Source organism: Nocardia sp. NPDC055053 (assembly GCF_053608285.1).
The window spans coordinates 54,272-72,375 of record NZ_JBSGVD010000025.1 but is presented as its reverse complement, the minus strand read 5'-3'; the positions used below and the strand labels follow the sequence as shown (position 1 = coordinate 72,375).

Here is an 18,104-nt window from a genome sequence, read left to right as displayed (position 1 = left end):
TTTCGGGGACGAGGCCGCCGGTCCGAGCGAATGTGGTTCCAGCGCAAGCTCGGACAGCTCATCGATGCCGACTGCGACGGCCCGCTGTGGGCACATGGCGGTTCCCGCGAGCGCCTGTCTACGCCGCAGCGTTCGCGAGCTGCCGATAGAGCCGCGCCAGCTTCGTGGCGTCCTTGCGATCGAATCCGATCATTTCGTCGATCTCGCGGGACAGGAACTCGAGCCAGTCCGCGATCGCCGCGTGCTGTGCGGGGCGGAGGCCGCGCAGGGTCGCCTCGTCGTCGCGTCGCGCACTGCCGAGGAAGCTGCTGAGAAAGATCCAGAGCTCGAAGTCGTACGGTTGGATCAGCATCAGCTTCAGCACCGCCGGGAGGTAGTACTCGACGGCCTGCGCGGTCATGTACGAGAAGTCTTCCATGTGCAGACTGGGCAGAAAGCTCGAGCGGTCGATCTCCGCCCGCGAGCGGCCGTGAAAATGCGCGATGACGTACGGCGCGTCGATGCTCGGCGGTGCGAGTTCGTCCTCGGTGAGCGGCATCGAGCCCGCGAACACCTGATCGATGCGGTGCGTGACCTCATCGCGACTCCTCATGGCCGCCACAGCCTATCCGGAGGAGTTCCGTCGCGTCGTCGTCGCTGTCGCACGCACGAGTGAGTCCTCATTGCGTCAGAGGGATAGGCAAGCCGAGAGGCGCCTGCTGACCTGCGAAAACGCGTCGCAGGGTGGTGCCCTCGGCAGGATTCGAACCTGCGACACCCGCTTTAGGAGAGCGGTGCTCTATCCCCTGAGCTACGAAGGCGGGGTTGGTCGTCTGCCGGAACCGCGGTGCGCGGGGCCGGTTTGGCCGTGCCCGAGTATAGCGTGCGGGGGCTGTGGTGCGGTCAACCCGGGGATCGGACCACTTCGGGATGGTCTGATCGTGATCGCCGGGGCGACACGCTGATCTGAAACGGGTGTGGGCTGACGGGGTGGGGGCTGCGTGACCTAGCGTTCCCGGAGGTTTCCGCCCGCCTCTTCGGGCATTCGTTCACGCAATGACTTTCTGCCTTCTCGCGAGGAGTACGTGGTCATGGTTGTGGGGTCCTGTTTCAGGTGGTCTGTGCTCGTGCTGGCCGCGGCGATGTGTCTGGGGTCGGCCGGGTGCTCGGTCGACGGTGGGTTGCTCGATTCGGATTCGACGCTGTCGCAACGGGACCGCGCCGATCGAGACGCCGCGCGCGCCGCCGAGCTCGACGGCGCGAGCGCGGTGACGCAGGCGACCATGCTCGCGTTCTACCGGTCCGTCTGCTCCTTGCAGACCCGGTATCGCGCCGATCTCGAAGCTGCCGAACGCGATGCCGGTGCGCTTACGCCGGTGCAGTACCGCGATACGGCGGCGATGATTCTCGGTACGCGCGCCGCCGCGGCCGGGAGTGCGCGCGATGCCGCGGATCGATTGCCGATCCCGAACCTGTTCCGTGACGAATGGCTTACCGCACAGGGCGAATTGATCGGTCTCTTCGGTCGGCTTCAGCAGGCGGATTCGTCACGTGCCATCGAGATGACCGCTGTCGATCTCGCCGACACCGACCGGCTGCGTGCCGTCGCGAGGGATCTGCTTGCCGCATCGGCACAGCAGATCGAGAACGAGAATCCGCGCGTTCGCGTCGTCGCGCAGGGGCTGCCCACGTCCATGCAGGTCCGGCGTGACGTGGCGGAGCTGGCCGAATGCCGGATGCCGAGCTGACGATCGGTCTGGTGTTTCCCGTCGAGTAGTGGGCTTGTCCGGTGGCAACGACGAGAAGGAAGGAGTGTGATGCGCAGAGCCCGGTGCGTTCGCGGTGGTGTGCTGGCTGGTCTGATGTTGGCGATGCTGTCGGTGGCCGGCGTTGCCGCCGCGGATGACAGCATCCCGGTCGATCACGCTCTGTTCGTGGTGCCGCGTGGCGTCGACCCGGTGTTGCCGGTCGGCGCACCCCCGGAGTTCGACGCGCCTGCGGAGTTCGACCCGCCGATCACCGCCCACTCGCACTCGGATTACGCAGCACCAGTGCAGGAGCTGCGCCATAGCGCTGTCACCGAACGTGCCGGTGCCGTCTTCCCGGTCGCATCCGTGATGGAGCCGTCGCTTCCCCTGCCACCGATCGAGCCGATCCTGTCACCGGCCGATTTCGGTCCGATGCTGGAACGGATCGGCCTGAATCCCGGCGGGCCCGCCCTTCCCTCTCCCGATCGCAGGCTGGTCGATGAGGCATTGGGGGTGATCGCGCCCAGCGTGCAGCAGTTGTTGCCCGGCGATCTCGGCGCGGGCGTGCTGGCCGGGCTCACCAGCCTGGCCACGGTGTTCGGTCCGGCCACGGTGCCGGTCGACTCGCCGGACATCTCGCCGCCGCCGGCGCCGCTCGACGCGGGCCCGCGGTACCTCGATGCCGCGTCGACCTCTATCCCCTTGCCTGCCGTCGAATCCGTCGACCTCGCGATCCCCGCCGTCGCGGGCCCGGCAGCGGAGGCCGCGGTGCCCGCTCGGGCGAGCGTTGAGCCCCCGGTCGGCCCGATCATGTTGCTGTGTCTGATAGTCCTCGGCGTGGTGATCGCGGGCCTGGCCTCCCCGCTCATCCCGCGACGCAGAGCTGGGATCCGCCGCACACGAGGGCGCCGTGCGGCACGGTGCCGGGTAACTGAGCATCGCCTACGACCGGGAACGTCCCGGTCCGTATCGGTACGCCGACCCGGACGCGGCGGAGTCGCGGTGCGCGGTGATCCGTGGCAGCTCGTCGAGCGCAGCCGGTGCGGGGCAGGTCGCTCCCCACCGAACATCCGTCCCGCGATCAGCTCAGAAGGCGTCGAACCCACCGCCGCCGTCGAACCCGCCGCTGTCGTATCCACCACCCTCGGAGCCGCCCCAGTCACCTGAATCCTGACCCGGGTCGTACCCCGGATCCTGGCCGATCTCGCCCTGGTCTCCCTGGTCGAGCGCCGCCTCACCGGTGCCGTCCTCGAATGCCTGGGCGTCGTAGCCGACTCCGGACATTCCGGCGAACAACGACGTGAACAACAGTGCCGTACCGGCGCCCCAGGCGCCGGCTATCAGCGCGGGCTTCCACCACGGCTCCGAATACCACCCCGCGGGGACCGGTCGTCCGGCCACGCGACCACCGGGGTGGTAATTAGGCGTGCCCGGGGACGGGGCGGGGGAGGCGGCGATGCGGCGGCCGTTGTGTTCGACGACCCGCAGCTCGTCGACGTGTCCCGCGATGTCCTGACCGTCGAGGGCGGGGACCGGCGGGCCGGGGTCCATCTGCATCGCGGTGCGCGCCGCGCGGATGTAGTAGAGCCCTTCCAGTGCCGTCTGCTTGGCCAGGCGGGCGTGGACGGGCGAGTTCGCCCTGTCCATCTGACCGCCCGCGGCGTTGTAGCGTTCGGACGCGTCGGCCAGTGCCTGCCTGGCCGCTTCGTTGCGCGGCGACAGCTGGTACACCTGGCCGCCGAGCCGTTCGATCGTCACCCTGGCGTCGGCCTTGGTCTCTTCGAGTTCGCGCGCGGTCCGCTTGTTCTGCTCGGCGCGCAGATACAGCAAAGCCAGCACACACACGACGACGATCACGATCAGCCACCACAGCATCGCGCACCTCTTTCGTCCGAGGTCTCGAGACGCCGTCCAGTTTACTGGTCGTTTGCCCTATCGGTCTGAGGTGGCTTGATCAGCGCGTTGCTGGATAGCTCACCCGGCGAGATGGCGGGCGATCACCAGGCGCTGGATCTGATTGGTGCCCTCGAAGATCTGCATGACCTTGGCCTCGCGCATGTAGCGCTCCACCGGGAAGTCCTGGGTGTAGCCGTAGCCGCCGAAGACCTGCACCGCGTCGGTGGTCACCTTCATGGCGGCATCGGTGGCAACCAGCTTGGCGACGCTGGCCTGGCGCGAATAGGGCAGTCCGGCGTCGCGGCGGCGGGCCGCGTCGAGGTAGGTGGCGCGGGCGGTGTCGACCGCGGCGGCCATGTCGGCGAGCACGAAGCCGAGGCCCTGGTGGTCGATGATCTTGCGGCCGAACGCCTCTCGCTCCTTGGCGTAGGCGACGGCCTCGTCGAGCGCGCGCTGGGCGACGCCGGTGGCGACGGCGGCGATGCCGAGACGGCCCGCGTCCAGCGCGCTGAACGCGATCGACAGGCCCTGTCCTTCGTCGCCGATGCGGCGCTCGGCGGGCAGGAACGCGTCGTCGTAGGCGGCGGTGGTGGTGGGAATTCCGCGCAGGCCCATCTTCTCCTCGGGCTTGCCGAAGCTCAGGCCGGCGGTGTCGGCGGGGACGAGGAAGCAGGAGATGCCGCGCGAGCCCTCGCCGCTGCGGGCGAACAGGGTGTAGAAGTCGGCGCGGCCGCCGTTGGTGATCCAGGCTTTGGTGCCGTTGAGCTGGTAGCCGCCATCGACGGGGGTGGCCCGGCAGCGCAGCGCGGCCGCGTCGGAACCGGCGTGAGCCTCGGAAAGGCTGTAGGCGCCGATGGTTTCGCCGGACAGCATGTCCGCCAGCCACCGCCGCTTCTGCTCGTCGGTGCCGTAGGTGAACAGCGGATGGCAGGACAGGCCGTGCACGCTCACCGCGACCGCGACGGCCGCCCAGCGGCTCGCCAGTTCCTCCAGCACCTGCAGATACACCTCGTAGGGCTGCGCGCCGCCGCCGAACTCCTCCGGATACGGCAGGCTCAGCAGCCCGGCCGCGCCGAGCGCGGGGAAGACGCCGTCGGGGAAGACGCCGGTCTTCTCGCTCTCGGCGACCCGCGGCTCGAGCACCTTGTCGGCGATGTCGCGGGTCAGTTCGATCAGCTCGCGCGCCTCGTCGGTGGGCAGCATCCGGTCAACAGCCATGTCGACACAGTACGTCCAGCACTGAATTGCGTGCAAGGCAGCATGGAATTTTCAACCCCTATACTGGGACGATGCCTGCGTTGCCACCGAACAAGCATCAGGAGAAGAGTCTGCGGACGCGGACGCTGCTGCTCGACGCCGCGATCGAGAGCCTCGCGGAGGTCGGCTACGCGGGCGCGTCGATCGCCGATATCACGGCCAGGGCCGGGGTCACCCGCGGTGCGCAGCTGCACCAGTTCCACACCAGAAGTGAGCTGTTCGCCCAGACCATCGGCCACCTCACCGAGCGTCAGCGAGAGGCCATGCAGCGCAAGGCGAAAGCACTGCCCAGCGATACCGCGGCGGGTGCGGTGCTGGTCGAACTGGTCACCGCGACGTTCGCGGGCCAGCTCGGCCGCGCCTCGGTGGAGCTGTACGTCGGCATCGCCAACGACGCGCCGCTGCGCCGCGAAATGCTGCGCGTCCAGCACGATCTGACCGTCGAACTACTCGACCGCTGCGCCGGGCTGATCGATGCCGACATCGCCCGCGAACGGCTGGAGAGCGCTTTCTGGCTCACCATCAACCTGGTCCGCGGCGCCACCCTCGACGAGATGGTCGGCCGCGACCGGGTCCGCCGCAAGCAGGTGCTCGCCGACTGGACCGCGCTGGCCGACCTCGCCCTGCGCTGACGAACCGGGCCTATTATCTGCGCATGAACGCAGATGGCGGACCGGGCCGCGCACCGCTGGCCGAGGACCAGGTGGGACTGGTCGTCGAGGTGTTCCGGATGCTCGCCGACCCCACCCGGGTCCGGGTGCTGTGGGCCCTGGCCGACCGTGAATTGTCGGTGAACGACCTCGCCACCGAGGTCGGCAAGCCGGGCCCGTCGGTGTCGCAGCATCTGGCCAAACTGCGGATGGCCCGGCTGGTGCGGACCCGTCGCGAGGGCACCACGATCTACTACAGCCTGGAGAACGACCACGTCCGCAGGCTGGTCGTCGACGGGGTGCACAACGCCGAACACGCGGGTCCTGGTGTGCCGGCGCATCATCGCGGGCCTGGCGCCGAGTCGCCGCATCGGTAGCAAGAGCGCTGTCGGTGAACACGCTGTTCACCAGGAAAAGTTGCACTGGGAAACAATTGCCGCTTGGTCTCTTTTCGGTAGCATCCGGTGTGACGTGGCTCATGCCGCGGCGAGACCGAAGGAGTTATCGATGCTGAGCACCATGCAGGACGACCAGCTGTCGCTGGCCAAGCTGCTCAACTATGCCGCCACCTTCCAGGGCAATTCGACCGTGTCCACCTGGACCGGCGACGGGGTGCGCACCATGACCTACCGTGAGCTCGGCGCCGACGCCGCCCGGTTGGCCAACGCGCTGCGCGGACTCGGCATCGAAGAGGGCGACCGTGTCGGCACCTTCATGTGGAACAACAACGAGCACATGGTCGCCTACATCGCGGTGCCCGCGATGGGCTCGGTGCTGCACGCGCTCAACATCCGCCTGTTCCCGGAGCAGCTGGTCTTCGTCGCCAACCACGCCGAGGACCAGGTCGTCCTCGTCGACGGCACGCTGGTGCCGCTGTTCGCGCAGTACCTGCCGAACCTGAAGACGGTCAAGCACGTGATCGTCGTCAACGGTGACGCGTCCGCGCTGACCGCGCCCGAGGGCGTGACTGTGCATTCCTACCGCGAGCTGCTCGACAGCCAGCCCGCCGACTTCGACTTCCCGGTCGTCGACGAACGTTCCGCCGCCGCGATGTGTTACACCTCCGGCACCACCGGCGACCCGAAGGGCGTCGTCTACTCGCACCGCTCCAACTGGCTGCACGCGATGCAGGTGAACCAGCCCAACGGCATGGGTTTCCAGGGCTCGGACTACGTGCTCGCGATCGTTCCGCTGTTCCACGCCAACGCGTGGGGCCTGCCGTACGCGGCGCTGATGTCGGGCGCGAACATCCTGATGCCGGACCGCTTCCTGCAGCCTGGCCCGCTGCTGGAGATGATGGCCGCCGAGAAGCCGACCTTCGCCGCCGCCGTGCCGACCATCTGGGGTGGCGTGCTGGCGGGCCTTGCCGCGCAGCCACAGGACATCTCGCACCTGCGTACCGCCGTCGTCGGTGGCTCCGCGGTGCCGCCGTCGATGATGCGCGCGTTCGAGGAGAAGCACGGCGTGCGCATCCTGCACGCGTGGGGCATGACCGAGACCTCCCCGCTGGGCAGCGTCGCGCACGCGCCCGCCGGTGCCGAGGGCGAGGAGGCCTGGGCCTACCGCTACACCCAGGGCCGCTTCCCGGCCAATGTCGAGGCCAGGCTCGTCGGTGACGACGGCAAGGTCGTTCCGAACGACGGCGAGTCGCTCGGCGAGCTGGAGGTCCGCGGCGCCTGGATCACCGGTTCCTACTACTCGCCGACCGGCGCCGAGATCGACCCGGACAAGTTCGACGACGGCTGGCTGCGCACCGGCGACGTCGGCAAGATCAGCACCGACGGCTACCTGACCCTGGTCGACCGCTCCAAGGACGTCATCAAGTCCGGTGGCGAGTGGATCTCCTCGGTGGATCTGGAGAACGCGGTGATGGGTCACCCGTCGGTCGCCGAGGCGGCCGTGATCGGTGTGCCGGACGAGAAGTGGGACGAGCGCCCGCTGGTGGCCATCGTGCTCGTCGAAGGTGCCACCACCCAGCCCGTCGAGCTGCGCGACTTCCTGGCCGACAAGTTCGCCAAGTGGCAGCTGCCGGAGCGCTGGACCTTCATCGCCGAGGTGCCCAAGACCAGTGTCGGCAAGTTCGACAAGAAGCGCCTGCGCGCCCAGTACGCCGAGGGCGAGCTGGAGGTGACGACGCTGGGCTGATCGCCTGGGACATGGCGGCGGGCGTGGAATTGCTTCCACGCCCGCCGTTTTCATTCAGTTGTCGGATTCTGTTGTGCGATGCAGTTGTCGATATTCAGTTGTCGAGGAGAAACGCTGGTGCTCAACAGTTCCGGAGTTCCGGGCTCTGGTTGAGGAGCTGGGCCCGCGGGCTGATGTAGCGGGTGTAGGTCTCGCCGCCGACCGCCGAGAGCGGGAAGGCCGCGACCCGGTGGCAGTTCTGGAAGGCGAGTTTCACGCCGAAATGCCGTTCCAGCCCGCCGCGAATCGCGTCGGAGGCCAGGGCGCGCAGCAGCTGGCCGCGGGCGACCTCGTCCGGCGGCGGTACCCGGTTGTCGGCGTATTCCTCGGTGCCCTCCCGCAGCTCACCGGCTACCCGGCTCACCACTTCCCAGGCGTAAGGCAGTGACGTGCGGACGCATTCGACGAATTCTGCGTCATCGATATCGCCCTGTTCGGCGCGCTCGAGCAGTGCTGCGGGAACATCGAGGGACATGGCGCTCTCCTCCTGCTTGGTGGTAGTCGGCGGGATGCGATGCCACTCGAGTCTAAACGAAATTCGTTGTCAACAACACTGGATTCACTCCGAAAGCGCTTTCCGGAGTGCGCTTTTCGCGTCGGCGTAGAGGTCGCTGATCAGTTCGCCTACCGGTAGCTCGGTGGTCAGCGAATGCGCTTGCCCCGCCCACAGATTCACATCGTCGGGGTTGCCGGCGGAGCGGCCCGCGGCGCGCAACGGTGCTGTGGCGTAATGAATTTCGGGGTAGGCGGCGGGCGCTGTCGCGGTGTGCTCGGTGAGAAAACGGTTGCGGATTCCGCGCGCACGTCGTCCGGTGAACGCGCGCGTCAGCATGGTCGGTTCCGCCGACCCGATCGCGGCGCGGTGCACGGCGTTGGTCCCGGCCTCCGGACAGCGCAGCAGCGCGGTGCCGAGCTGCGCGGCGGCCGCGCCTGCGGCGAGCACGCCCGCCAGGCCGGCGCCGGTGGCGATGCCGCCCGCCGCGACGATCGGGCGGTCGGTGACGGCGGTGAGCAACTGGATCAGGGTCAGCAGGCCGGGCGGGTCGACGGTGTCGTCGGCCGGATCGTCGAGGAAGCTCGCCCGGTGCCCGCCCGCCTCGGCGCCCTGCGCGATGAGGGCGTCGGCGCCTGCGTCGATCGCGATCAGTGCCTCGGCGGGCGAGGTGACCGTCACCCACACCTCCGTGCCGACCGCGTGCAGCCGGTCGACCTCGACCGCGGTGGGACAGCCGAAGGTCGTCGACACCACCGCGACCGGGTCGGCCACCAGCAGGTCGAGCTTGTCGGTCCAGCCGTCGGTGTCGTGTTTGGGGGTGCCGAGCGGGAAGTCGGCGCCCAGCTCGGCGAGGTAGGCGGCGTAGATCGCGGGCTCGGCGACCGGGCCGGGTGCGAACAGGTTCATGCCGAAGGGGGCGGTGGTCGCGGCCCTGGTCGCCGCGATCTGGTCGGCCATCGCGTCCGCGGCGAGGTAGCCGGCGGCCAGCTGGCCGAACCCGCCCGCGTTCGAGACGGCGACCACCAACTCCGGGGTGGACGGGCCGCCTGCCATGGGCGCGGCGACGAAGGGGACACGCAAACTCTCGATCACCATCTCCCGAGTCTGTCCCGTCGGCGCCCCGGCATGCCGCGCTGATGGCGCGTGTGACCCGCTCGGCAACGGGATCGTTACTGTGTCGCAGGCCTCCCACCTGCGAATTCGAGATCGAAGGTTGCGGAATGGTCACGACCGAGTAGAGTTCCCGTCACAACGGATGCCGAACCGTTACACACAGTTCGGTAGCGGGAACCGCCGAGGCGGCTTCCGGGCTGGTCGCAAGCCGGTTTCGTTTTCCTTGTTGTCGGACGCTAGGACGAAACTTTGTCGCAGCACCGTGTGGGCCCCGAATCCATCTCCGTCAAGACCCTGCTGGGTGACGGAGGCGCCGGGCGCCCGAGCCGGCACCGCGCCGAACCGTCGCGTACCGATCGGGTGCGGGTCGCCGCCAGCGCCGCGGTCGCCGCGGGCGCCCTGGTCGGCACCGCCGCCTCGATCGCCCCGGCGATCTCCTACGCGGCCCCGCTGCTGCCGACGCACAACGACGACGTCGAGGAATCCGTCGTCTCCGATTCCGCTCGCGAGGCCGCCGAGGTCAGCCTGGTCGCCGCCAAGCAGGTCGCCGCGCCGGCCGATGCGCCCGTGCAGGTCGACGCGGTCGCCGCGCCGATCGCCGCCCCCGTGGCCGCGCCGTTCGGCATCGGCAACCTGCCGCCGGAGATCGCCGCCCCGCTCGCCCAGGTCGAGGACATCATCCAGGGCATCCAGCACCAGGTCGCGCCGCCGCAGGCCGCCCGCCCGGTCGCGGGCCCGATCAGCTCCGGCTACGGCGCCCGCTGGGGTGCCATGCACTACGGCCTCGACTTCGCCGACACCCTCGGCGCCCCGATCCACTCCGTGTCCAGCGGCACCGTCATCGAGGCGGGCCCGGCGTCGGGCTTCGGCCTGTGGGTGCGGGTGCTCCAGGACGACGGCACCACCGCCGTCTACGGCCACGTCAACGAGATGCTCGTCCGCCAGGGCCAGCGGGTCAACGCGGGCGACGTCATCGCGACCGTCGGCAACCGCGGCCAGTCCACCGGCCCGCACCTGCACCTCGAGATCTGGGATCAGGGTGGCGGCAAGATGGATCCCCTGCCTTACCTCGCGTCCAAGGGTGTTCCGATGGAGTGGGGCCCCTCCTCGCACTGAGTATTCGCGAGTGCGGATTCGTCCGTGAAAGCCTGGTGACGGTGGTTCGGTATGAGCCCCGTCACTTTGCTGTGTGATCCGGCAACACCGCTTGGCGCTGGGCCGATACTCCTCAAGGCCCTAGTACCCGGGGCCCGGGAAATTGGGGCTGTCGGCACGACATTCGGTCGGTATGTCGCTCCTCGATATGATGGCTCGATCTGCACGGGGCGGCCGTTCGCGCGCGTCCAGGCTCGATGAGAGGTGAATGAACCCGAATGGAAACTGCCCGCCGTTCTGCCCGCGGTAACCGCCGTCGCCGGTCGAGCAGTCCGACATTCGGGCAGTTGCTGACCGGGGCGGTCGAGTCGGCCGCCGATGCTGTCGCCATCCGGTTCAACCCCACCGGCGAGCCCGCCGACCAGCGGGAACTCACCTACCGCGCACTCGACGAGGAGTCATCGCGCCTGGCCAGGGAGCTGATCGCCCGCGGCGTCGGCCCCGGTGACATCGTCGCCGTCGCGATCACCCGCTCGATCGAATCGGTGCTCAGCGTCTGGGCGGTGGCGAAATCGGGCGCGGCCTACGTGCCGATCGACCCCGCCTACCCGGCCGAGCGCATCGCCCACATCGTCACCGACTCGCGCGCCGTGCTCGGCGTGACCACTTCCGCGCACCGGCCCGGCCTCGGCGACTCGACGACCTGGCTCGAACTCGACGACCCCGCGGTGGCGGCCGCCGTCGCCGCGCAGCCCGCGCACGCCATCTCCTACAGCGACCGGGTGCGCACGCTCGACGAGCACCACCCGGCCTACGTCATCTACACCTCCGGTTCCACCGGTCTGCCCAAGGGCGTCGTGGTGACCCAGGCCGGCCTGTCGACGATGGCCGCGGTGGGCAGGCAGTACCGCGTCACCGCCGAATCGCGGGTGACCCACCTGAGCTCGCCCAGCTTCGACTTCTCCCTGATGGAGATGCTGTTCACCTTCACCGCGGGCGCGACCCTCGTTGTCGTCCCGCCGACCGTATTCGGTGGCGACGAGCTCGCCGATCTCGTTCGCCGGGAACAGGTCTCGCACCTGCTGATCACGCCCGGCGCGCTCGAGTCGGTGGACTCCACCGCGGTCGACAGCGTGCGCGTCGTCGTCACCGGTGGTGACAAGCTCGGCCCCGAACTGGTGGATCGCTGGGCGAGCGCCGACCGTTCGGTGTTCAACGCCTACGGCCCCACCGAGGCCACCGTCATGGTGACCACCGGCGAGATGACCGCGGGCGAGCCGGTGACGCTGGGTTCGGTGATCCCCGGCGTCGCGGCGTTCGTGCTCGACGCGCGCCTGCGCCCGGTCCCCGCCGGCGTGGTCGGCGAGCTGTACCTGGCCGGTCCCGCGCTGGCACAGGGCTACCTCGACCGCGCCGCGCTGACCACGGAACGATTCGTGGCCAACCCCTTCGGCGCCGACGCGGGCGCGCCGGGCGGACGGCTGTACCGCACCGGTGACCTGGTGCGCCGCAATACCTCCGGTGCGTTCGAGTACCTCGGGCGCTCGGACTTCCAGGTGAAGATCCGCGGCCTGCGCATCGAGCTCGGCGAGATCGACAACGCGCTCACCACGCACGCCGACGTCGACTTCGCGGCCACCCTCGGCCGCACGCTGACCAACGGCGTGACCTCGCTGGTCGCCTATGTGCTGCCCCGCGCGGGCGCCGCGGTGACCCCCGCCGACCTCGCCCACTACCTGTCGGGCCTGCTGCCCGCGTACATGGTGCCCGCGGCGATCATGCTGCTCGACGAGATCCCGCTGACCCCGGTCGGCAAGCTCGATCGAAAAGCGTTGCCGGAGCCCACCTTCACCGCCCGCGAGTTCCGCGCGCCGAGCACACCGATCGAGGAGATCGTCGCGCGGGTGTTCGCGGCGCTGCTGGTGCCCGGTGACGACGACAAGCAGCGGGTCGGCGCCGACGACGACTTCTTCGAGCTCGGCGGCAACTCGCTGCTGGCCGCCCAGGCCGTGGCCAGGATCGGTACCGCGCTCGATGCCAGGGTGCCGGTGCAGCTGGTGTTCGAGGCGTCGACGGTGTCGGCGCTGGCCGCCCGGGTCGAGTCGCATGTGGGCGCCGGTACCGGCAACCCGCTGACCGCGCAGGCCCGCCCCGAGCAGATCCCGCTGTCGTACGCGCAGCAGCGGATGTGGTTCCTGAACCGTTTCGATCCGGCCAGCGGCGCCAACAACATTCCGCTGCCGGTCCGGCTGTCCGGCGCGCTGGATCTGGCCGCGATGCGTGCCGCGGTGACCGACCTGGTCTCCCGCCACGAAGTGCTGCGCACCATCTACCCGGAGGTCGACGGCGACGCCGTGCAACTGGTGCTGCCGGTGAGCCATCCGCGCGCGGTCCCGCTGCTGGAGGTGGTCGACGCGACGGCGGAGCAGCTGCCCCAGCTGATCGCCGAGCAGGCCGTGGCCGGGTTCGATGTGGCGGTCGCGCCGCCGGTGCGGGTGCGGCTGTTCCGCCTCGGCGCCGAGGAACACGTGCTGCTGTGCGTGGTGCACCACATCGCCGCCGACGGTTTCTCGATGGCGCCGCTGACCCGCGACCTGATCGCCGCCTACTCCGACCGGCTGCGCGGCAACGCGCCGCACTGGCACCAGCTGCCGGTGCAGTACGCCGACTTCACCCTCTGGCAGCGGGCCACGCTCGGCGCCGAATCCGATCCGGATTCGCTGCTGGCGCAGCAGATCTCCTTCTGGCGTGACGAATTGTCCGGGCTGCCGGAGCAATTGGACCTGCCCGCCGACCGCCCGCGCCCCGCGGCGATGACCAACCGTGGTGCGAGCTACGACTTCCGGATCGACGCCGAGGTGCACGCCGCGCTGGATCGGCTTTCCCGCGAACACAATTCGACGCTGTTCATGGTGGTGCACGCGGCGCTGGCCGTGCTGCTCGCGCGCCTGTCGGGCACCACCGACATCGCCGTCGGCACCCCCGTCGCGGGCCGTGGCGAAGCGGTGCTCGACGACGTGATCGGCATGTTCGTCAACACCCTGGTGCTGCGCACCGAGGTTGACCCCGCGCGCAGCTTCGACGAGCTGCTCGGCGCGGTCCGCGGCACCGACGTCGCCGCCTTCGGCCACGCCGACGTGCCGTTCGAGCGGCTGGTCGAGCTGCTCGATCCCGCCAGGTCGATGGCCCGCCACCCGCTGTTCCAGGTGATGCTCACCTTCCAGAACCTGGCAGGCACCGAACTGCAACTGCCGGGGCTGACCGTCTCCGGTGTCGATCTGGCCGTGCCGTTCGCGAAGTTCGATCTCGAACTCACCCTGGTTCCACTGGAAACCGATGGCGTGGCGAGCGGTGTGTCGGCGGCGTTCACCTACGCCACCGACCTGTTCGACGAGGCCACCGTCGCCGGTTTCGCCGATCGTCTGGTGCGGCTGCTGTCGGAAGTGGTGGCCGATCCGGCCCGCCCGGTCGGTGCGATCGAGCTGCTGGAGCCGGTCGAGCGCACGCGAATCCTGGAGCAGTGGAACGACACCCGGCACGAGCTCGCGCCCGCGCTGCTGCTCGACGGCTACCGTGCCGCGGTCGCCGCGCATCCCGATGCGGTCGCGCTGGCCTACGAGGGCGCCGAGCTGACCTATCGCGAGTTCGACGAGCGGGTGAACCGGCTGGCCCGGCTGCTGGTGCAGCGCGGGGTCGGTGCGGAGTCGCTGGTCGGGCTGGCCGTGCGCCGGTCGCTGGATCTGGTTGTCGGTATGTACGCGATCGTCACCGCCGGTGGCGCCTATGTGCCGCTGGATCCGGATCATCCGGCCGAGCGGATCGCCCACATCCTCGATACCGCGCAGCCGGTATGCGTGCTCACCACCACCGCCGACGCGGTAGAGGTGCCCGCCGCTACGCCGGTGATCACGATGGATACCGTTGCGCTGGAAGGCTTCTCGGGTGAGCCGCTGAGCTCGTCGGAACTGATCTGTCCGGTGCTGCCGCAGCACCCTGCCTACGTCATCTTCACCTCGGGTTCCACCGGTCGCCCGAAGGGTGTCGCGGTGTCGCACCAGGCGATCGACAACCAGATCGCGTGGATGCTCGCCGAATACCCGCTCGGCCCCGGCGATGTGTACCTGCAGAAGACCGCGACCACGTTCGACGTGTCGCTGTGGGGATACTTCATGCCGCTGCGCAGCGGCGCGAAGCTGGTCGTCGCCACCCACGACGGACACCGCGACCCGGCCTACATCGCCGAAACCATTGCGGCGCAGAGCGTCACGATGACCGACTTCGTGCCGTCGATGCTGACCGTGTTCGCCGCGCACACCACCCCCGGCGCCATCCCCACCCTGCGCGACGTGTTCGCCATCGGTGAGGCGCTGCCGCCGGAGACGGTCGAAGCGCTGCGCGCGGTCTCGCCGGCGCAGGTGCACAACCTCTACGGCCCGACCGAGGCCGCCGTGTCGGTGACCTACTGGCCCGCCGGCGAGACCGACCGTGGCTCGGTGCCGATCGGCGTGCCGCAGTGGAACACCCAGGTGTACGTGCTGGATTCGCGGTTGCGTCCGGTGCCGTCCGGTGTCGTCGGCGAGCTGTACCTGGCGGGCGATCAGCTCGCGCGCGGGTATGTCGCCCGGCCCGACCTGACCTCGGATCGCTTCGTGGCCAACCCCTTCGCGCCGGGTACTCGGATGTACCGCACCGGTGACCTGGTCGTGTGGCGCACGCCCACCGCCGACACCCACGTCCTGGAATACCTGGGCCGCACCGACTTCCAGGTGAAGTTCCGTGGCCAACGCATCGAGCTCGGCGAGATCGAGACCGCGCTGCTCGCCCAGTCCGCCGTGAGCCAGGCCGTCGCGATCGTGGCCGATTCGCCCGCCGGTGAGCAGCTGGTCGCCTACGTGGTGCCCAGGCCGGGCGAGCGGATCGAGCAGGCGCCGTTGCTCGCCGCCATCGGTGAGTCGTTGCCCGCGTACATGATTCCGGCCGCGCTGGTCGCGCTGGACGCGTTCCCGCTCAACCCCAGCGGCAAGCTCGACCGCAAGGCGCTGCCCGCGCCGACCTTCACCGCGGGCGAGTTCCGCGCGCCGGCCACCCCGACCGAGGAGATCGTGGCAGGCGTCTACGCCGAGCTGCTCGGGATGGCCCGCGTCGGCGCCGACGACGACTACTTCGCCCTCGGCGGCAACTCGCTGATGGCCACGCGCGCGATCGCCAGGATCAACGAGGCGCTCGACGCCGAGGTCACCATCCGCGACCTGTTCGAGGCGCCCACCGTGACCGCGCTGGCCGCCCGGATCGGTGCCGCGGGCGGTGCGTCAGCGCGGCCCGCACTGGTCGCCACCAAACGGCCACAACGGATTCCGCTGTCGCTGGCTCAGCAGCGCATGTGGGTGCTCAACCAGCTGGACCCGGCGTCTGGCTCCTACAACATCCCGTTCGCCATCCGGCTGACCGGCGCGCTCGATGTGGCCGCGCTCGATGCCGCGGTGACCGATGTGCTCGGCAGGCACGAATCGCTGCGAACCCGCTTCCCGGTATCGGTCGGCACCACCGCGCCTGCTCGCGCCGCCGATGCTGAGGCGTTGTCGAAGGACGGCGTACCCGACGGCCGCGTTGTCGGGGGCGGGGCGATCGAGGGCGCACCGGTCCAGGAGATTGTGGCGGTGGCCGATGTGCTGCCGAACGGTCTCGAGGTCGAGACCACCACCGATGTGCTGGGCAGGGCCGCCGAGCTGGCTGCCGCCGGTTTCGACGTGACTCGCGAGGTGCCGGTGCGGGCGCGGCTGCTCGCCGACGGGTCGACCGCCGACTGGCTGTTGGTCTTCGTCGTGCACCACATCTCCGCCGACGGCGCGTCGCTGGCCCCGCTGGCCCGTGACCTGATGACCGCCTACGTCTCGCGCGCCGGGCAGCTGCCCCCGGCCTGGACGCCGCTCGCGGTGCAGTACGCCGACTTCGCGCTGTGGCAGCGCGCGGTCGTCGGCGCGGACGACGAGCCCGGCTCGGTCGCCGCCGAACAGCTCGACTACTGGCAGACCCAGCTGGCAGGCGTCCCGCCGCTGCTCGAGCTGCCGCAGGACCGGCCGCGTCCCGCGGTGCCGACTCTGCGCGGTGCGACCACCGAACTGCGGCTGCCCGCCGAGGTACACGCGCAACTGAACCACATCGCGCGCGAGCACAAGTCGTCGCTGTTCATGGTCGTGCACGCGGCGCTGGCCGTGCTGCTGGCCCGGCTGTCGGGCGCCACCGACATCGCCATCGGCACCGCCGTCGCCGGTCGTGGCGAGCGGGCGCTCGACGAGCTGGTCGGCATGTTCGTCAACACGCTGACCTTGCGCACCGCCCTCGACCCGGCCGGGTCCTTCGACGAGGCCGTCGATCTGGCGCGCGAGACCGATCTCGGCGCCTTCGCGAACGCCGACCTGCCGTTCGAGCGGGTCGTCGAGGTGGTCGCCCCCGGCAAGGGCAGCGCGCACAACCCGCTGTTCCAGGTGGCGCTGACCTTCAGCAACAACGAGGCGGCCGCGCTCGAACTGCCCGGCCTCACCGTGACCGCGCTCGAGACCGCGGTGGCGGCGAAGTTCGACCTGCAGGTCGACGTCGAACCCCGGTTCACCGCCGAGGGCGCGCCGGACGAGCTGGTCGCCCTGTTCAACTACGCCACCGACCTGTTCGACGAGTCGACCGTGCGCACCATCGGCGAGCGCTTCGCCCGCATCCTGGCCGCGGTCGCCGCCGACCCGCAGATCCGCGTCGGCGACATCGACATCCTGGACGAGCGGGAACGCGCCCGGCTGCTCGCCGGCGCCGCGCAGGCGCCCGCGCCGACCAGCCCGTCGGGCGGCACCACGCTGGCGCAGGCCTTCACCGCGGCGGCCGAGGACGATCCGGACGGCCCCGCGCTGGTCTGGGGCGATGACTCGCTGACCTACGAACAGCTCGACCACCGCTCCTCGCGGCTGGCCCGGCTGCTGATCGGCCGCGGCTTCGGCCCGGGAGCCGGTGTGGCCGTTGCTCTTCCGCGCGGGATCGACTGGGCGGTTGCGGTCTGGGCGGTGCTCAAGGCAGGCGCCGCGGTGCTGCCCGTGTCGGGCGCGCTGCCCGTCGAACCGGCGGCCAAGATCGGCATCACCGCGGGCATGGCGCCCGAGGGCGACTTCGACTGGGTCGTCCTCGACGATCCGGCGATCCGGACGGAACTGTCGACGCAGTCGGCCCGCCCGGTGACCTACGCCGACCGCACCAGGGCCCTGCGCGGCGGCGACCCGGCGTTCGCCGGCACCGACGGCGTCCGCAGCTACGACGAACTCGCCACGGCGGGTGCCCAGGTGCGCACCGGCACCGAGCTGACCTTCGAGTCGCGGACCTTCGGCAGCGGCGCGGCGGACAGCTTCGCCGCGCTGGTCGAGCCGGTGGCCGCCGGTGTGGCCGGCGCGTCGATGGTGCTGGTGCCCGACGCCGAGGACGGCTTGTCGACGGTGCTCGCCGAGGAATGGGTGAGCCACCTGTTCGGCGATCGCGCCGGGATCGAAGCGGTCGACACCGCCGGTCTCGACGATCTGCGGGCGCTGGTCGCCGACGACGCCGCGCCGGGCAACACCGGCCCGGCCGAGGTCGTGCTGGTGCTGGGGGACCTGCGTACCCCCGTAGCCTGATCCGGTATCGGCGCAGCGGGGCAACGAGTTTGGTGAG

The 18,104-nt window shown here is 70.0% G+C and carries 12 protein-coding genes and 1 tRNA gene; 7 read left to right on the top strand and 6 right to left on the bottom strand.

Annotation, left to right across the window (positions count from 1 at the left end; genetic code table 11):
• Positions 1 to 118: 118 nt before the first annotated feature.
• Positions 119 to 592, bottom strand: a complete 474-nt coding sequence (locus ACWF82_RS24020; RefSeq protein ID WP_452504508.1) for a hypothetical protein — start codon at positions 590 to 592, stop codon at positions 119 to 121.
• 132 nt (positions 593 to 724) lie between these two features.
• A tRNA-Arg gene (locus ACWF82_RS24015) sits at positions 725 to 800 on the bottom strand.
• A gap of 300 nt (positions 801 to 1,100) precedes the next feature.
• Between ACWF82_RS24015 and ACWF82_RS24010 the strand changes: the two genes are divergently transcribed.
• Both ACWF82_RS24010 and ACWF82_RS24005 read left to right on the top strand, forming a co-directional pair.
• On the top strand, positions 1,101 to 1,727 hold the full coding sequence (locus ACWF82_RS24010; protein ID WP_452504506.1) for a hypothetical protein: 627 nt from the start codon (positions 1,101 to 1,103) through the stop codon (positions 1,725 to 1,727).
• Between the two features lie 69 nt (positions 1,728 to 1,796).
• Positions 1,797 to 2,894 carry a hypothetical protein gene (locus ACWF82_RS24005; RefSeq protein ID WP_452504504.1) on the top strand — a complete coding sequence of 366 codons (1,098 nt, stop codon included), beginning with the start codon at positions 1,797 to 1,799 and terminating at the stop codon, positions 2,892 to 2,894.
• Here the strand turns inward: ACWF82_RS24005 and ACWF82_RS24000 are convergent.
• Both ACWF82_RS24000 and ACWF82_RS23995 read right to left on the bottom strand, forming a co-directional pair.
• Positions 2,814 to 3,602 carry a DUF1542 domain-containing protein gene (locus tag ACWF82_RS24000; RefSeq protein WP_452504502.1) on the bottom strand — a complete coding sequence of 263 codons (789 nt, stop codon included), beginning with the start codon at positions 3,600 to 3,602 and terminating at the stop codon, positions 2,814 to 2,816. The two genes, ACWF82_RS24005 and ACWF82_RS24000, sit on opposite strands and share 81 nt — an antisense overlap.
• A gap of 99 nt (positions 3,603 to 3,701) precedes the next feature.
• Positions 3,702 to 4,841 carry an acyl-CoA dehydrogenase family protein gene (locus tag ACWF82_RS23995; RefSeq protein ID WP_452504500.1) on the bottom strand — a complete coding sequence of 380 codons (1,140 nt, stop codon included), beginning with the start codon at positions 4,839 to 4,841 and terminating at the stop codon, positions 3,702 to 3,704.
• 71 nt (positions 4,842 to 4,912) lie between these two features.
• On the opposite strand from ACWF82_RS23995, the gene ACWF82_RS23990 reads away from it, so the two are divergent.
• From ACWF82_RS23990 to ACWF82_RS23980, 3 genes are all read left to right on the top strand, one after another.
• A complete protein-coding gene (locus ACWF82_RS23990) occupies positions 4,913 to 5,512 on the top strand; it encodes a TetR/AcrR family transcriptional regulator (RefSeq protein ID WP_452504498.1) in 600 nt (199 codons plus the stop codon).
• A gap of 23 nt (positions 5,513 to 5,535) precedes the next feature.
• The gene (locus ACWF82_RS23985) at positions 5,536 to 5,907 is read left to right on the top strand and encodes an ArsR/SmtB family transcription factor (protein WP_452504496.1); all 372 of its coding nucleotides are present in this window, start codon (positions 5,536 to 5,538) and stop codon (positions 5,905 to 5,907) included.
• Between the two features lie 130 nt (positions 5,908 to 6,037).
• Positions 6,038 to 7,675, top strand: a complete 1,638-nt coding sequence (locus tag ACWF82_RS23980) for a long-chain fatty acid--CoA ligase (protein WP_452504494.1) — start codon at positions 6,038 to 6,040, stop codon at positions 7,673 to 7,675.
• A 121-nt stretch (positions 7,676 to 7,796) separates the two neighbouring features.
• Here the strand turns inward: ACWF82_RS23980 and ACWF82_RS23975 are convergent, their stop codons facing one another.
• Both ACWF82_RS23975 and ACWF82_RS23970 read right to left on the bottom strand, forming a co-directional pair.
• Positions 7,797 to 8,189, bottom strand: coding sequence for an SCO5389 family protein (locus tag ACWF82_RS23975; protein ID WP_378849829.1), 393 nt, complete (start codon positions 8,187 to 8,189; stop codon positions 7,797 to 7,799).
• Positions 8,190 to 8,273: 84 nt separating this feature from the next.
• Positions 8,274 to 9,305, bottom strand: coding sequence for a nitronate monooxygenase (locus ACWF82_RS23970; protein WP_452504492.1), 1,032 nt, complete (start codon positions 9,303 to 9,305; stop codon positions 8,274 to 8,276).
• A gap of 267 nt (positions 9,306 to 9,572) precedes the next feature.
• Between ACWF82_RS23970 and ACWF82_RS23965 the strand changes: the two genes are divergently transcribed.
• Together ACWF82_RS23965 and ACWF82_RS23960 are read left to right on the top strand one after the other, a co-directional pair.
• Positions 9,573 to 10,439 carry a M23 family metallopeptidase gene (locus tag ACWF82_RS23965; RefSeq protein ID WP_452504490.1) on the top strand — a complete coding sequence of 289 codons (867 nt, stop codon included), beginning with the start codon at positions 9,573 to 9,575 and terminating at the stop codon, positions 10,437 to 10,439.
• Positions 10,440 to 10,696: 257 nt separating this feature from the next.
• Entirely contained in the window at positions 10,697 to 18,067 is a 7,371-nt protein-coding gene (locus tag ACWF82_RS23960) for an amino acid adenylation domain-containing protein (RefSeq protein ID WP_452504488.1), read from the top strand.
• Positions 18,068 to 18,104: the final 37 nt, after the last annotated feature.

Coding starts and splice junctions, on each gene's coding strand:
- ACWF82_RS24020 (WP_452504508.1), bottom strand. CDS start 592: ATGAGGAGTCGCGATGAGGTCACGCACCGCATCGATCAGGTGTTCGCG.
- ACWF82_RS24005 (WP_452504504.1), top strand. CDS start 1,797: ATGCGCAGAGCCCGGTGCGTTCGCGGTGGTGTGCTGGCTGGTCTGATG.
- ACWF82_RS24000 (WP_452504502.1), bottom strand. CDS start 3,602: ATGCTGTGGTGGCTGATCGTGATCGTCGTCGTGTGTGTGCTGGCTTTG.
- ACWF82_RS23995 (WP_452504500.1), bottom strand. CDS start 4,841: ATGGCTGTTGACCGGATGCTGCCCACCGACGAGGCGCGCGAGCTGATC.
- ACWF82_RS23990 (WP_452504498.1), top strand. CDS start 4,913: ATGCCTGCGTTGCCACCGAACAAGCATCAGGAGAAGAGTCTGCGGACG.
- ACWF82_RS23985 (WP_452504496.1), top strand. CDS start 5,536: ATGAACGCAGATGGCGGACCGGGCCGCGCACCGCTGGCCGAGGACCAG.
- ACWF82_RS23980 (WP_452504494.1), top strand. CDS start 6,038: ATGCTGAGCACCATGCAGGACGACCAGCTGTCGCTGGCCAAGCTGCTC.
- ACWF82_RS23975 (WP_378849829.1), bottom strand. CDS start 8,189: ATGTCCCTCGATGTTCCCGCAGCACTGCTCGAGCGCGCCGAACAGGGC.
- ACWF82_RS23970 (WP_452504492.1), bottom strand. CDS start 9,305: ATGGTGATCGAGAGTTTGCGTGTCCCCTTCGTCGCCGCGCCCATGGCA.
- ACWF82_RS23960 (WP_452504488.1), top strand. CDS start 10,697: ATGGAAACTGCCCGCCGTTCTGCCCGCGGTAACCGCCGTCGCCGGTCG.